Below are 15,548 nucleotides of genomic sequence, written 5' to 3' on the forward strand. Positions count from 1 at the left end.
GCCCGCAGCGCCCGTGGCGGATTTTGACGGTTCAAATCGACAGATAGCGACGGGTTGAATCTGTTGATGAACGAACTGTTGTCGCTTTCGTTCGTGTACCGAATGGGGCACTCAAGAACCCCTTAGATACCGGCGGAATTCTTTTGTGGCGAACCGTCGTCTTTTCACGTATGATGACTGACGGCGAGGGCTCCGACGTTCTCGAAGACCTCGCTGCGTCAGTCTGCTCGGACTCCGATTTAGAGTACGTGGTTGCGTTCGGCTCACAGGTCTCCGGACAATCGACGGCATCGTCTGATCTGGACCTCGCGGTCAAATTCGTCGACGACCTCACCGACCACGAACGGTTTGAGAAGTGGTGTTTCCTTTCGGGAGATCTTCAGCGGGATGACGCGCCGTTCGTCGATGTCGCCGACATCGAGGCGCTCCCGCTCGACGTGGCCCACGACGTAGTCAACGGAGAGTTCATTTGTGGCGACAGGGAAGCGTTCGAGCAATTTAAGACAGAAATCGAGGCAGGGTTCAGCGAACACCGGGAGGAAATTCGCCGCCAGCAGCGAGACGTCATCGATCGTATCGCGGAGGACGGTCTGCGTGGCTGACGAACGGGTCGTCTCGGTCAAGCTTGAACAGATAGAGCAGTACCACGGCGAACTGCGGGAGAAACAGGAGATCTTGTCTCGCGACGAATTTCTGGAGAGTACAACGGAACAACGCGCTGTCGAACGAATGTTCGAAAACACAATCCAGGCGTGTTCCGACCTCGCTGACCACATCGCTACGGATAACTTTGGGTTCAGTGGCAGTAGTTCCAAAGAGGCGATTCGTGTTCTGTATCAGGAGGGTGTCATCGACGAGAAGACGATGACGACACTCGTCGCTGCAATTGGTTTCAGAAATGTCCTCGCACATGAATACGGGCACGTCGATCCCGGCGAAGTCTACGAAACCCTCCAAACTGGACTCCGGGTGTACGATGCGTACAGTCGGCAGATTGCGCAGTGGTTCCGAAAAAATGTCTGAGTGCGCGTTTGGAAATTGAAACAACTTATAGCTCCAAAGTAGTCGAAGTGCCGACAAATCTTCCAACGTTCAAACTGTCGAATGCTGGCGTCTCACGCCCAACAAGGGAATCCGTCGCCACTCGAACGAGCGCACTCAGCGCTCGTATCGGCTAATTCTGTTTATTTTACTGCATACAGGTCTTCTAAGCACCAGATCCGATTTGCTCTCTCAGTTCCTTTTGTTCGACAGTTGAACGGTTCCGAATCGGAGCGGTGTCATCTGGTGATTCGCGTACATCTACACAGGTCTCCACCGATCAAGTCAATCGCCAATTGCAGCGTCGCTACTGCTGTGTCGGAAAACTCACGCCATTCTGGAATCTCCTCGAACGCTGTCAAGTGGCCGGTGCTAAATATAGAAGATATATTAAGCAGCTCTTTTCGTTATATAGTCACTTAGTATGTTATTACATAGTAGATGATGATAATTGTTCTATAGGATCTGATTATAACAACAGAAATAATGACTATCTTATAGAATGAATCCTCCGTTTGGGTGTTCTCACTGCGAAGATTGGAGGAAAGCTGCCACCTGGCACGCTGCTGTGCTTTGCTCGGTGAAATTCCACGACCGGTGTCCGTCAAGATATCAGGGTTGAAATTCAGGGCGAAAAGATCATATTAAATCGATCAAAAGCTGGAGATCATTGATGCAGCGGCTTCAACAGATACGTGGTGAAACATGAGCCAGTCAGTTGCTCGTGCGACATCGACGGCGGATAGGACACTTTTCGACTTACTCCGCTCCTGTCAGATGGGGGAGGCGGGCGCCATCGTCGGTGGGCACATCGACCGGAACGAGCTCAGACAGGATCTCTACGTGCCAACGCGCGAAGACGAAACGCTCACCGACTTCTTCGTGGACGAGTACGCTGAGGACGGGCGTCTGCTGGTCATCACTGGCAGCGCCGGTGATGGCAAGAGCGCGCTGCTCTCCAGAGCGTTCAAACAGGCCCAGGCAGAGGGCCATCCGCTCGACGAGTCGGACATCTGCATGGACGCGACGGCGTCCGATTCGAAGCACGAGACGTACGACGCGGCCCTGAAGCGGTTTCTCGACCGTTCCGAGAAGCGGCGTGCGTCGAGGCGTGGCTCCCGGTCCGGGATCGCCATCAACCTCGGCCTGGCAATCGATTTCTTCGATCGGCAGGGGCATGCCGAGGAGTTTCCGGAGATCTGGGCCGGGATCGATCAGGTCCGGACCGAGCGTGGGTACACAAATCCGGAGGCAAACATCGAGGTCCTAAATCTCGGGCACCGAAAGCTGTACGAGACAGCCCCCGGCCACCTTGGCGAGGGTCTCCTGAAGAATATCGTCGATAAATTCGCGTTTGAGGACCCGCAGAGCCCGTTCCACGATGCATTCCGACGAGAGCAAGATCGCTGTCCCAACCCCGAGGACTGCCCGCTGCACTTCAACGCGGCACAGTTTGCGAAGCCCATCGTCAGAGAGCAAGTCACCAGACTGGTCGCCGCCAGTGGGATCATCGAGACCGCGTATCTGAACCCGCGGTCCATCCTAGACAAGATCTCCTCGATGATCCTGCCACCGTCACTACAGCGAGTCGATGAGGCCGGTGACTGCCCAGTCGGGGCGGCTGTCGACTCAAGGAAGTTCTCACCGGAGGTGCTGCTGTGGAACAGCGTGTTTGATACCCTCAGTTCCAGCAGTGCGGAGAGCGCTGGGCACATCGATCCCGCAGCGCACTCAAGTGTTAGTCTCGATCAGGAACTCCTAGGGTGGGGAGCGGATCGAGATCGGCTCGGGGAGTTGCTCGGCGAGACACCGCTCCTAGAGACTGCCGATGTGGCGACGAAGATTCGGACAGCATTACGCCGTGCCTACCTCCTTGACGAGTCGGTCGTGAGCGGCAGCATCCAGACGAAACTCGAGACCGATACGTTCCGGGAGTTCATCGGGGCCCTGACTTATCTGAACCAAAGTGACGCTGACGAAAGTGAGACGAGCGTCTCCTCGAGTCACTCGAAGGAGGTTCTCGACACCGTGATAACCTCTCTCCAGGGGTGGAGCGGGTCGATCAACGAGAGCGACTACATCGAGTTTGTCGATGGTGTGAAATCGACGGACTATCGGTTCCTCTCGAAGTGGACCCAACCCACGCCAGACCAAGACGAGTCCGTCCGACAGACTACCGAAGAGACAACCCCCGGCCAGATGTGGATCGTCCTCGAACCGGAAGGGACCGATGTCACCGTCCCGGTGCCGGTGACGTTTGAGCTCTATCAACTGATGGGCCAGATCCGGATGGGGTACAACCCGAACGCGCTGGACATGGAGCGGTCGGAGGGGATGCGCCTGATTCAGTCTCGCCTTTCGGAGTTCACGAACAAGCACGAACTCGTCCGCGTGGTCAACAAGCTAGATGAGGAGCTGTTCCGGGTTCGGGAGGCCGGGTTCGATGACATCGAAATCGTCTCGGGTGATCACCGATGAGCGACGCCGAGAAGAGCCTGGGCCGGCGCATCAGTCGGGTCATCGACGATGGCTTCTTCCCGACCTCTCCAGCTGCGACACTCCGTGAGGCGATCTTCTCCGAGATACTCGCTGGCGTCCTCGGGTCCTCACCGACGACCAACGAGATGGGCGAGATTCAGGCGACCTTCGAGGCCCACGATGCGGTCAGCGATGAGGTCGCAGACCAGGCCTGGGATGTCTTCGAGGCGACGTACACGACCACCGGCGCACGCGGTGCTCGCGGGAAGAAGGCAAAGCGCTACGTCATCCCGTTCCATCCGACGATCGCGGAGCACATTCAGCCCCACGAGACCCGGAACTGGGGCCAGTGGTATCGGATGCTGATGACGGCTGGGGACCCGCCAAGTTTTAATAGGGACCTCCATGAGAACTTTGTCTCCCGTCTGGAAGGGCTCGAGCCCTCGAACCTCTTCGAGGAGGTGTTCGTCGACGTCGCCGCGAAGATCGAGACTGATGACATCGGAGAACCAGCAACCGAGCCATTGCGGCCATACGTCAACGACTGTGCAGAGGCGTTTCAGGACGATCTCCGCCGGTGGCTGCAGGACGAGTACGACTCACCATCGAACTGGCTGGGGTCGACGAAGGACCTGTTTTGTTTCCACTTCATGATGTACTACGTCCAGCTTGCGCTGAATCTGGAGCGGGAATTCTCGGCGCTGGCTGGCGATGCACAGGAGTACACGCCCGACACTCTTCCCGTTTACTTCGGAATGTGGGACGAGAAGGCGTCGAAAGACCGGCAGTTCTCCCAGGAGTGGTACGATCGGGATCAGCGAGGCATCCAGGGTCACGTCTACGACTCCTGGGGACGCCTCTCCGTGCTGAACGTGATCGCCGATGTGGTCGACGAGCAGACGGAGCACGATTTGGCGGCACTCACACTTTCGGAGGCAATGGGGCTTCCAGACGAGACTCGCCAGAAGTGCATCGAGAAGCTGCGGGGGTACGTGGACGACCCCGAACGGATCGACACGCTTCCCGAGGCAGCGCAGGCCATGACACGGACGGTCCGGAGCTACTACGAGGGGAAGAAGAAGTCGAATCAGACCCCAATATCGATGGGCGTCAACGTCGTTCGCCAGCTCGGTGACGGCGGTGAGCGCAAGTATTGGCGGACACAGCGGAAGGTCGGTCCGACGTTCCGACTGAATCGTGGTGCCTTGCGGTTCTTTGCCAGATTATTCGCCATGGATGAAGACGACACACATTACGACGAGTTCGTGAGCTATCTCGAGCGCCGTGGGATCTATCTCGACTCCCAGAGCGACAACAGAGCCCTCGAGGAGCTGGATGAGATGGGAATGATCGACCGCCAGAGCGACAGTGGAGGTGCTGTCTATGTCCGGTCTCTTTGAGCAGGAACTCGCGAACCACACTAAGCAGTATCTGGAGGCAAACCCACCGCGGGGTGGCCAGATTCTGCTCGCCGAGTTCCACAGCGGTGAACTTGCGGATGCCTACGCTGCTGGGCTGGTCGACACACTCACTGGTGAACGCGAGGGCACCGTCGCCGATCCCGATTCCGGTGACTTGGATGCCTTGCCGACCTACAAAACGGCCGATGGCGTTCCGGTGGACATCATCCGAGTGGTCCCAGAGATCGACGATCGCTCAACGGCAGCCCCACATCGTGTCACTCAGGGGTTCGCGACGCGGATGCGAAACGAAATCTCGGCCTCCGTCGAGACAGGTACGCCCCGCTCGATGATTATGGTGCTGGAGTCCGACACCAGTCTGGACACGCTGGAGGCGTCCGAGGAGCTGTTCGGTGACGACGCCCCGATCAACCTGAAATCGTTCCGCGACAGTGTCCTCGATCCGTCGACGTGTGACAGTCCGCAGGGGCGGGCGCTGCTGCGTGGCCTGCTCACCTCGTTGCGTGAGGAGGCCGGCTACACAGAAGACGTTGAAGTCCTCGAGACGCTCTGTGAGATTCGGGCGAAGGTAGACGGGAAGGACGCACCAGCGCTCCAGGACCTGATCGGGGAACTGCCGCAGTTCATACGTGAAGACCAGGCACTTGGCGAGGACTGGTTCGATCAGCAGCAGGACGAGGAAACGCTACAAGAGATGATCGAGGAGTCCCTTGAGGACAACCGGGACCACGCCAAGCAACTGCAACGGGCCCACAGAGCCGGAACGGACACGGAAAGTCGGCTCTCCTCCGAGTACAAGCAGTCGTTCGCCGATCAGGTGCTCGACTCACACGACTGGTCCGAGATCGGCCACTCCGAGGCACGCAAGGGCACGAAGAAGGGTGGCGTGATTCGCTTCGACTCACTGTCCGTCGATGCGACCGATCATCGCCTGTACGAGCCGATCGACACGGACTGGATCGAGCGGTCCATCATCGCCAGAACCGATGACGGTGAAGTGCGACTCAGCGCGAAGTTCGTCAACGACATCAAGGACACGCCGCGTGAGTTTCGGGGACCAGATGGCGACGAGGTCGGTCGGGTGTCCAAACGCAACGAGATCGTCACTGCGACGATCGAGGATCTGCCCGACGACCGTCCCTGGTTCGGCGAGCTGCTGTTCTGGGTCGGCAAAAAGACAACACGCGGGAAGCCAACTCACGTCTTCAAACTCGCCGTCGTTCCGGACTGGTTCTTCACGGCCACTCAGAGCGTCTCGCTCGATGTAGACATGGAGTCCGAGGCGTTCATCTCGAATGGCGATGACAAGATCTCACTTCAGGCTCTGGAAGACCTCCGGTTCAAATCGGAACCCAAAGAGGTCGATCTCCGTGAAGACAATACAATCACGTACGATTCACCGCTAACGATCGACCCGAACCCCCCGGATGTGGTCGAGCGGGTGACGTGTCAGATCGCACCGCTGGAGGGCGTGCCGATCCAGATCGACTTCCTGACCGAAGTCTCGACGGCGGACCCCGAGGAGGTTACGTTCCCGCTGATGCTCGCAGCGATCGTTGAGCCCGACCGCTGGGCAGCCAAAGATCTCACACTCCCGGATACGATGGACATCGACACCGATCGGGGTGAGATCTACACGGCGGCAGACAACGGCATCCGACTGGAAGATGAGGCGCTCGAACTCATCCAGATCGAGGAGCAGATAATCGACGATCGCACGTTGCTGCCACGCCTGATCGAGGGTGACGAGGTCGACTTCGGCGACCCGACTGGCGACGATTTGAAGATCCCTGACACGCTGCAGCAAGCATACGACGACCTCTTTAACCACCTCGAGGACCGCGGCCGAACGCCGTCGACCGACTCGTGGGACGACCCGACGAAGACACGCGTCGAGGCTGTCGTCAATGCGTACGTCGAGGCCATCGACGCCATCGACTCACAGAAGGTGTTCGGGCCGTACGAGCCCCTGCGGGATGTCTGCACCATCAAGTCGGAGACGACCGATAAAGTGTGGCTGACGCCGTTCCATCCGCTCCTGCTCGCCTACGGCCTGCGGATCGCAACTTGGCGGGACTCGGAACTGCTCCCCGGTGGAACGAACGCGGGCTTCCGACGCGAGCAGTTCATTTCGAAGTTCAACGCCAACGGGCTGCACCCATACCGGACGATCGATCGTTCGAAGGAGAGTCTCCTGCGGGGGATGCCCTACGCCGACAACCCGCTGTGGACGGTCTACTCACCGATCGAGTCGCCCGGGTCGATAACACCGCGTTACATGGAACGGGTCGTCCGTGACAAGCTGTACACGTTCGTTCAGGCGTTCCCGACGCTTTTCGAACTTCACCCTGGCCGGAACATCGAACTCAATTTGATCAATATGGGCGATCTTCGGCCGGTCGTCAAGGGTCTCTACGAGTTCTACAGGAAGATCGAGAAGACGGACGTACATCCACCGCGGATCCTCCTTCGCATCTATGGGGACGACTCCGAGGGGGAGGCCCTAGAGCGGTTCTTCACGGAGAGCGCCGAATCGCGGCTCCGGCAGAACCTGGAAAAAAAGAATGACGAGCTCGTGGACCGGCTGCGCTCACACGTGACCTACGTGCGCGCTGGTGAATACAGCGCGGGCAACCAGCACGAGGCTCACCTGACGTTCTTCCGGGGACTGCTTGACGAGAACCCAGGCGTCATCGACATCGGTGAGCTTCCCTCGGGGATGTTCAACGGGGCGCTGTTCCCCCGGGAATCGATCGACGTCGAATCGACTGGAGAGGAGACGGTCTACACTGTCGGCTTCAGCTGTGACGACTCGGAGACGGGGCTGATCTACGACGTCGCCAAACGGACGAACGCCCTAGAGGCCGGCAAGTGGAACAACTCCTACCACCCCCACCAGACGGTGAAGAAGAACATCGAGTCGAAACAGGGGACCGATCTCACGGGTCTCTGGGACGATTCCCTGTGGGTCGTCCACGTCCAGCCGAACGTCGGCATCGACTTCTACGTCCGCTCGGATGCAGAACTTCAGTCGGCCGACGGCCGGGTGATGATCCACTACAGCGACCAGTATGACTCCTCGTCACCCGACTACGACGTCATCACATCGACGAACAAGCGCACGCCGTATCTCACAGCCCTCACACGGGCGCTGGACGATGCGAACCTGGGGAACCTGCTGGACCCAGAGATGGTGCTCTCGCTGCTGGTCGCGATAGATGGGGAACTAGCGCTTGACCTCCAGCAGGCAGAAGAGACCGAGGTCGTCGAGACCATCGGGTTTGTCGGTGGCTTAGCGCTGAGTCAGCGCCTGCTGGACAGATCGGCCCCTGACCACATCTGGGTCCCGCTCAGTCTGAACGAACTCTCCAGGCATGACCGGTCGTACAAGGGGTCCGACGAGGGACTCCTCCAGTACGACGGCACGGGCAAGGCCAGCGACGATCTCTGTTTCGTCGGCATTCCACGTGATCCAGAGCGGACTACGCTGAAGCTCTGGCTGGTCGAGACGAAGGGCGGCGGGTCCCACATCTCGACTGGTCGTGAGCAGATTCAGGGGGCACTCGACAATCTGACGGACATCTTCCAGCCCGACGACCAGCACGCCGATGATGCGATCCTGCACGGCGAGTTCGGGAAGGTCGTCCTCGACGTCGCCCGCAGGATGGCCAGCTACAACGTGATTGAATCCGAGACGCTCGAGACAATCGAGACCCGCCGTCGTTCGTTCCTGGAGGGAGATTTCTCGGTCCACTTCCTCGAGGATTCCAAGGGCCACATCGGCGAGGTGATCCGGGTCAGGGAGGACGCGCCCTACTCCAAGATCAAGTCCAAGGACGGTGTCCGCTCCATCGAGACCCCCATCAAGACGCTTCGGCTGCTCGACGAGACGGACATCGAGGACATCCTGCCCGACCTCGACCTGGAGGAGCTGTCCTTCGAATTGGACGACATCGAATCGACAGGCGCTGATCGGACTGATCCGCCGGTGACCGGAACCGCTACGGCCACTGGCACGGCTGAGACAGCTGGCCCGGCGGAGGCCACTGCGGATACCGAGCCTGAGGCAAGGACGGGCGACGAACTGACGCTCGGTGACGATGCTGAGCTAACGACCAATGACGTGGAGGCTGTCGAGGACCCTGGAACCGATCTCGCCGAGAATGGCGATACGTCTGTGGCTGACGAAGACGACGCCGATACGGCTGGCCCGAGTGCCACTCAATCCGACGTGGAAACTGGCTCGGATTCAGCCGAGGTGGCCGATGCTGATGAGTCAGCGGCCGCAGACGCCAGTTTTGACGGAAGGACCAGGCGAACAGCCAACGGGGGAGAGACAGCTTCCGATGGCGATGCGGCGGATGCGTCTGGAACAGAGACTGCCACGGTTTCAGACCCCCCCGACGACGAAGCCGATCAGGGGGCTTCGGATGCTGCCGAGGCGGCTGAGTCAGCGGGCGACGCCACGTCGCCCGAGTCCGGGGCAGACGGAACCAGCGAACGACTTGCGTCAGTCACGCGAAACTTGGCCGAGAGCCCGGAGCCTACCACGGACATCAACAAGGGCAAACTCGCTTCGAACATCCACGATGGCTTCGAGTCGCTGGGGGTCAACGTGCACCCACCGAACCCCTCGAGTATCTCGATTGGACCCCGAAAGATCGGTGTCGACGTGTTGCCCAAGGAGGGCCAGAAGATCGAGGGCGTCTTGAGCAGTCTCGACTCGCTCAGTGTCCACATCCAAGCCCATGGGAGCATCGTCGGCAAGCCCAACCCGTCGAAAGGAGCTGTCCGGCTCGAAATTCCCCACGACAACCCCCAGGACATCTATCTCCGCGAGGGGTTCGAAGCGCTGGGCCAAGAGTTGGTCGAGCCGTTGACGATCCCCCTAGGTGTCGACACGGAACGACAGCACCACGCGCTGACGCTGCCCGACGAGCGCCACGCACTCATCGCCGGGGCGACTGGCTCCGGGAAGTCGAACTTCTTGAGTGCGGTGATCTGTAGCCTCGTGGCGACCCACACTCCCGACGAGGTGTCCCTGAGTCTCCTCGATCCGAAGGGCGTCGACTTCGGCCGGTTCGCTTCGGTGCCACACGTCCAAACGTACGAAGACACGCCGAATGCCTGTGCCCAGCGACTCCTGCAGCTCGTCAACGAGCGGCTCCCGAAGCGCAAGGAGGTGCTTCGGTCTGCAGGTGTCCCATCCGTCGCCGAATTGAACGAGAATGCCGAGCTGCTCGATGAGGATCCGCTGCCCTACCACGTTGTGGTCGTGGACGAGTATGCGGACCTCAAGATGTCCGTCGAGGACGAGGACGCATTCGAGGACGCCGTGACGCGGCTGGCACAGGTCGGCCGGGCGCTGGGCTTCATCATCCTCTTGGCGACGCAGCGGCCCTCGGCCGACATCGTCTCCGGGAAGATCAAGGCCAACTTCCCCTGTCGCATCAGCTTCCGGCTGCCTTCGAACACGGACTCACGCGTGATCCTCGATCAGCCCGGGGCTGAGGACCTCGAGGGCGCCGGCGACATGATCACTAAGACGCAGGCAGGTGATGAATATCACCTGCAGGGGTATCGGATTACTCTGCCTGACGCGTCGGCGATCATCGACTGGGCAGTTGATCATGACAGCTAATTGTGCTGAATTTGCTGGATAGAGTCGCATAGTTATTGTAGAATTCGAGGCGATCAGCGACTAACAACTCGACACCCATCCCGAACTCGGTTGGACACGGGGTAAGACCGACATGGCTCGCCTTATTTACCATACACTTCCAACTACGCAGAGTCCTTTTGTTAGTGATTATTCACTATTGAAGCAGATATCATCTTCAACTGAGATGCTGACTATGTTCTCTATATTCAGGATGAGCCAAGAATATAGTCTGAACCCTGGCGATATTTTCAGTCTTCAACTCTTCGAATTCGGACGCCTCACGCCCAACAAGGGAATCCGTTCGCCACTCGAACGAGCGCCCTCAGCGCCCGTCTTTTTGACGGTAGAATCGCCTGATAACGGGTGGATAATCGCCAATCGAACTAGCGCCGTTGCTTTCGTTCGATGTTCGAACGACAGATGGTTCCACCGGGGGTTCGCATACAACCAAACAAGTGGTAATTCAGGAAAGCAATCGCCGACTGAGGGACAATCCTCCGAACTGTACCGGGCAGAGGGATTGCTTTTCAGCGGGTAACACGGAGACATAAATGCATATACTCGGCACGACTACCATGATGTGAGATTTCAAAACGTCCGCTCGATTCGAGTCCCGAACATCGCCGGGCCGTTTAGACCAGGGAGTTACGTCTTCAGGGAGCGTTCTGTCACCCGAAGTTAGTGAGAATGACGTCGTGAAACAGGAATCTATTCTGTTCGTATAGCCTCACTCAGGTCGCCAGTCCACGGGTCACCGTGGCCCGGTAATAGCAAAACCTCTCCGATGGAATCGAGATGGCGCACGGAGTCCTGTGCTTGCCCGTGGTCGACATTCAACCACGGAGGCATGAGTTGCGGTGTGTCTCCCTGCCAGGTTTCGAAATCAACAGTGGCCAAGGCGTCCCCACAGAACAGCACCCTACGGTCGGGGAGATACAAGACTACCTCGTCTTCGGTGTGACCGGGAACGTGAATCACCTGTGGGTGCCCTGGTACGTCGAGCTCAGTCCCCGCATCGAATGTTTCGACCGTCGTCGGAGGCCTGATCGAGGTGCCATCCGACCGGAACACCTCGATGAAATATCGAAAAACTGCGGGTCGCCAGAGATTCTTGATGAAGCCGCCGAGGGGTGGGTTTCCACCTGCTTTTGCGCGCTGGACTCCACTTTCATGCAGCCACAGGGGAACATCACCTTCCGTCCGCAATCGTTCGGCGAACCCGATGTGGTCGGGGTGTGCATGTGTCAGCAGACAGGCGTCGATGTCGGACAGACTGTAGTCCAGTACGTCGATCTGCTCACGAAATTGCTGCCAGTGGGTTGGAAATCCCGTATCAACGACGGTGAGCGCCCCGCTTTCCTCGATGAGGTACCAGTTGACGTGTTTGCTGCCGCACAGATGGATTCCGTTAGCAATCCCGGGTTCTGTTTCGACGGTCGCCATACTCGATTTCCTCCGAAGTATTCGTGACGATTCTCTCCCAGCAGTCAGTGAGGGATATTTTATCGCTCTATGCTTTGACGACTCGGGTTCCGAGCGGTTCGACCTCCTGCTCGAATTCGCCCACGACAGTACTATCCGAGAAGAAGCCCAGACACCGGGCCGTAACGTCACCAGTGTTCCGGAAGCCGTGGGGGGCCATCGGCGGAATCACCACCATGTCGCCGGCCTCGATGACGCCGTTTGAATCTCCGGCCCAGGCTTCGATTCTCTCGCCGACGAGACAGACGATGATCTCCTCAGGGCTGTCCTCGTGAGTTCCCAACTCCTTTCCAGGTTCAAGTTCGAAGTAAACGACGGTATGGCCTCCCTCAAGGTCTATCCCTGTCGATGCTGGGAACTCCGCGGAGAACGGGAAACTGGCGTTGACTTCCATGTCCGTGTCTGACTGAGTTATTTCGACGAGGTCCAGGTCGTCAAGCCTGGTCTTTTTGAGTGCCGTTTCGCCCGCTCCTTCCGAGCTTTCCCTCTGTCTCGCACCGGACTCCGATGGTGTGGCGTCGTGTTCTGACATGACCGGTTTAGGATACGACGGAAGTGCACTAAATGATTGGGAGAATGATATTTCTCTAATCGAACTTAGTGAAAGTTCGTTCACTCCTCCTCCCGGCAAAACAGCGTTCGGCTTCCAGTTGGGGAACTGATCAACTCTTTCCGAACCTCAGTTCGGCCGAGGACGATCGAGAGACGTCACGTTCAATTCCTCGTCCAGCGAGACGCCCATCGTCCCGCTTTCCCCCTCGATAGCAACAGTCACACGGAACGGATCTTTCGAGATGGCTGTCTCGATGCGGTGCTGAAGCAGATTGACGATCTCCTCCAGAGAGGGGGCGAGGACGTCGATTCCATGCTCGTCCAGGAATCCGATTACGGGAGTGAGACCCATAGTGAACACCTCGACCGGCAGGCGCTTTGCGAACCCACAGGTTTCGCACCGTTGTGTTGCCCAGACCTGAGAATGAGTTCCACACTCAGGGCATGGATTCTCTGTCTGTGGTTGATGTGCAGAACAGACCGAAACCGACGCCGAGATAGAGCCCGCGCATTCCCGACAGATGCCGTGCATGAAATAGGCGTTGTCCAGCATACAGCGGTAGAAGCCAACGGTGAGCGCCTCGTCGGCGGTTCGCTCGGCAATCGCTGCGGCGGGATAGTTCGAGAGGAAAACGGATCCGTGAGGAGTCTCGTCGCCGAATTGCCCATCGCATTCGGTGCACCTGACCCGTAGCCACTGGTCCTCGTACGAGGCCGTCATCGGTGCATCGCACAGTGGGCACCGCTGTTCGAGATCGGCAGAGAAATCGAAGTCGTCGGTGTCCGAGACTGCGATCACCGTTCTGGCGATCTGTTTGCCAGCGCCGCTCAACCGGTACCCGTCGTCGGTGTGCCGGACGAAGTGGGGGGTGAGCTGGGAGAGGTGGTAGTTGAATCGCCCGTTGTCATCAATTTCGACTCGGTGACGAAGGTCCGAGAACGATAGCGTCGCGGCGATATCGGAGACCTCATCGAACCGACGGACTGCGTTTGCTTGCCAGAGCACACGTATGATATCCAGTCGGATTTCGTTACCCAACACCGCGAACGCCTCGTCCGGGGTGATCCCGTCCAAGTCCAGATTCGGTGTCAATCTGGTTTCACTCATGGTAACAAACAACACACCCAATTCAATTAAACCTACTTGGCGGTTCCCCCGAACCGAGGTGATGAGCTATCGTACCCACTCTATGGCAATCTCTCAAGGGGAAAACTCGACAAAGAGCCTCTATTCATCTGTGTGTATTGTCAGAGTTCTATTTCTCAAGCATCCGAATTCGGACGCCTCACGTCCCAAAGGCCGATTCGTTCGATAGTCGAGCGAGCGCCCGCAGCGCCCGTGGCGGATTTTGACGGTTCGGACAACCGGACAGCGGCGAGGTCATTCGTCATACGAAGAGACTGAGGACTGCTATCGTTCGAAGGTCGAACGGTTCTCCGTTGGCCATGTGACCACTCTGGACTACTGCCGATTCTGACCAGATTCTCACTGGCAGGGGTAGTTAAACTGAGATCAGTAAACTGTAGATTTTGTCAATCACAGATCCCGAGCCCGTGAGATCTGGCTCGGATGGAGCGTCCGCGATATGACTGGGGTCGTCTGGGACCAGAGCGAAACCACACATCGCCGTGTCTAGATTCCCCCAACCGGGTGACTGCGTCCGTCACGTGGATAGGGCTCAATACACGCGATGACTGTCCTCAGTATCATAGCGAACGGCTCCCCAGTCGACGCCAACTTTTTCTCCTATCAATCCGTGCCTCAGCACATGACCGACGAACTCCCAGCGGAACTCCACCCGGAGGACCTTCCGGACGACCCGGAGGTACTGAAGAGACTGGTCTGTGACCTCTACACGACAGTGATGGCCTCGGAGGAACTCATCAAGTCCATTGAGGGCGGCCCCGCAACAGACGGCGCGGACCTCGGGTGGCTCAACGAACATCTCGAGGCCGGCAGCCCGGCCGGACACGAACCCCAGGAGTAAGCCACGAGTACCATCGAAGAGTCTACACGTCCCAGTCTCTAGGTCTGCCGGTCTCTCAGCGGCCTCGTGCACAGTCCTGGCGCCGGGTCCGTGGCTATCTCCCCGTTTCTCGTGTCCTGGGGGTTTTGATACTCGTCCACGGTAGCACCCTGTCCGTGACGAGCGATGGGGGGCGATCGATACTGGTGTCGAGGACGCCCTCAGTTCCGCTCTGCTGGATACAGAACGAGAGTTCAGCATATCGTCAACGATACTATACCAGGGTCATTATCTGTAGTGCAGAAAAAACGGAACCCGAATGGCTTCGTCCCCGCCGTTTATCGATTCCCCGTCCGGAACAGTTGATACAACCCAACTACTTAGAGAGGCGATTCCGTTGACGAAACTCATCGGACTCGTTGCCATGGTCGCTCTCGGTCCGTTTGCGCTCGCTGTCGGACTCGGAGTCTTTCAGCGATTGTTTACGCTCCTGACGCAGTTCATCCTCGCTATCGGCGGCAGTATCGTTCTGATGTATGTGATCACCCGCGCGATCCAGCTAGCTGACGAATAAGCACTGTGCGTGTGATCTGATTGCGTATCGTCCGGTATCGCTGGAACGTCCCTGTTCGATCGTTTCAGAGTCTGTCCGCTGCTCGATCGAGCTTGTCACCGACGTGTGGCCCAATGTCACAGCCACGCTTCATCTGGTAGTACGGACTGCGAACGGAGACCAGTTCGGATCTGGCCCGGGAACTACCCGGTGAACGTGTCGATGACCGATTCGCGCTGTGTCTCGTGCATGCTCCGGCACGACCTGCTCGGATTTTGGTGGAGCGTCGCGTAACGTGTAGAGCGTGAATTCGTGACAGGCGTGCCCGCAGTCGACACAACTCTAGATTTATTTCTCAGGTCTTGCTGAACCCCGCTGCCGGTGGTCGGTTT

At 58.3% G+C, this 15,548-nt stretch carries 10 protein-coding genes; 7 read left to right on the forward strand and 3 right to left on the reverse strand.

Annotated elements, in window-relative coordinates:
• Window positions 1-170 precede the first annotated feature (170 nt).
• From KZ498_RS16920 to KZ498_RS16940, 5 genes are all read left to right on the forward strand, one after another.
• Window positions 171-602 carry a nucleotidyltransferase domain-containing protein gene (locus tag KZ498_RS16920; RefSeq protein WP_312620302.1) on the forward strand — a complete coding sequence of 144 codons (432 nt, stop codon included), beginning with the start codon at window positions 171-173 and terminating at the stop codon, window positions 600-602.
• Entirely contained in the window at window positions 595-1,023 is a 429-nt protein-coding gene (locus tag KZ498_RS16925) for a type VII toxin-antitoxin system HepT family RNase toxin (protein ID WP_312620303.1), read from the forward strand. Before KZ498_RS16920 ends, KZ498_RS16925 begins: the two co-directional genes overlap by 8 nt.
• Window positions 1,024-1,746: 723 nt before the next feature.
• On the forward strand, window positions 1,747-3,519 hold the full coding sequence (gene dptF, locus KZ498_RS16930; RefSeq protein ID WP_312620304.1) for a DNA phosphorothioation-dependent restriction protein DptF: 1,773 nt from the start codon (window positions 1,747-1,749) through the stop codon (window positions 3,517-3,519).
• Window positions 3,516-4,919 carry a DNA phosphorothioation-dependent restriction protein DptG gene (gene dptG, locus KZ498_RS16935; RefSeq protein ID WP_312620305.1) on the forward strand — a complete coding sequence of 468 codons (1,404 nt, stop codon included), beginning with the start codon at window positions 3,516-3,518 and terminating at the stop codon, window positions 4,917-4,919. The genes dptF and dptG overlap by 4 nt, the downstream gene beginning before the upstream one ends.
• Window positions 4,903-10,581, forward strand: a complete 5,679-nt coding sequence (locus tag KZ498_RS16940) for an FtsK/SpoIIIE domain-containing protein (RefSeq protein WP_312620306.1) — start codon at window positions 4,903-4,905, stop codon at window positions 10,579-10,581. Before dptG ends, KZ498_RS16940 begins: the two co-directional genes overlap by 17 nt.
• A 729-nt stretch (window positions 10,582-11,310) precedes the next feature.
• Here the strand turns inward: KZ498_RS16940 and KZ498_RS16945 are convergent.
• The 3 genes from KZ498_RS16945 to KZ498_RS16955 form a co-directional block, all read right to left on the reverse strand.
• Window positions 11,311-12,045 carry an MBL fold metallo-hydrolase gene (locus KZ498_RS16945; protein WP_312620307.1) on the reverse strand — a complete coding sequence of 245 codons (735 nt, stop codon included), beginning with the start codon at window positions 12,043-12,045 and terminating at the stop codon, window positions 11,311-11,313.
• A 67-nt stretch (window positions 12,046-12,112) separates the two neighbouring features.
• A complete protein-coding gene (locus tag KZ498_RS16950) occupies window positions 12,113-12,616 on the reverse strand; it encodes a cupin domain-containing protein (protein ID WP_312620308.1) in 504 nt (167 codons plus the stop codon).
• A gap of 147 nt (window positions 12,617-12,763) precedes the next feature.
• The gene (locus tag KZ498_RS16955) at window positions 12,764-13,744 is read right to left on the reverse strand and encodes a hypothetical protein (RefSeq protein WP_312620310.1); all 981 of its coding nucleotides are present in this window, start codon (window positions 13,742-13,744) and stop codon (window positions 12,764-12,766) included.
• 661 nt (window positions 13,745-14,405) lie between these two features.
• Here KZ498_RS16955 and KZ498_RS16960 point away from each other — a divergent pair.
• Both KZ498_RS16960 and KZ498_RS16965 read left to right on the forward strand, forming a co-directional pair.
• Window positions 14,406-14,624: a hypothetical protein gene (locus tag KZ498_RS16960; RefSeq protein ID WP_312620311.1), complete on the forward strand. Its 219-nt coding sequence runs from the start codon at window positions 14,406-14,408 to the stop codon at window positions 14,622-14,624.
• A gap of 403 nt (window positions 14,625-15,027) precedes the next feature.
• The gene (locus tag KZ498_RS16965) at window positions 15,028-15,177 is read left to right on the forward strand and encodes a hypothetical protein (RefSeq protein ID WP_312620313.1); all 150 of its coding nucleotides are present in this window, start codon (window positions 15,028-15,030) and stop codon (window positions 15,175-15,177) included.
• Window positions 15,178-15,548 lie beyond the last annotated feature (371 nt).

Source organism: Haloarcula sp. 1CSR25-25 (genome assembly GCF_032027985.1).
Classification (GTDB): Archaea; Halobacteriota; Halobacteria; order Halobacteriales; family Haloarculaceae; genus Haloarcula.

Coding starts and splice junctions, on each gene's coding strand:
- KZ498_RS16940 (WP_312620306.1), top strand. CDS start 4,903: ATGTCCGGTCTCTTTGAGCAGGAACTCGCGAACCACACTAAGCAGTAT.
- KZ498_RS16945 (WP_312620307.1), bottom strand. CDS start 12,045: ATGGCGACCGTCGAAACAGAACCCGGGATTGCTAACGGAATCCATCTG.
- dptG (WP_312620305.1), top strand. CDS start 3,516: ATGAGCGACGCCGAGAAGAGCCTGGGCCGGCGCATCAGTCGGGTCATC.
- KZ498_RS16920 (WP_312620302.1), top strand. CDS start 171: ATGATGACTGACGGCGAGGGCTCCGACGTTCTCGAAGACCTCGCTGCG.
- KZ498_RS16955 (WP_312620310.1), bottom strand. CDS start 13,744: ATGAGTGAAACCAGATTGACACCGAATCTGGACTTGGACGGGATCACC.
- KZ498_RS16965 (WP_312620313.1), top strand. CDS start 15,028: ATGGTCGCTCTCGGTCCGTTTGCGCTCGCTGTCGGACTCGGAGTCTTT.
- KZ498_RS16950 (WP_312620308.1), bottom strand. CDS start 12,616: ATGTCAGAACACGACGCCACACCATCGGAGTCCGGTGCGAGACAGAGG.
- KZ498_RS16960 (WP_312620311.1), top strand. CDS start 14,406: ATGACCGACGAACTCCCAGCGGAACTCCACCCGGAGGACCTTCCGGAC.
- dptF (WP_312620304.1), top strand. CDS start 1,747: ATGAGCCAGTCAGTTGCTCGTGCGACATCGACGGCGGATAGGACACTT.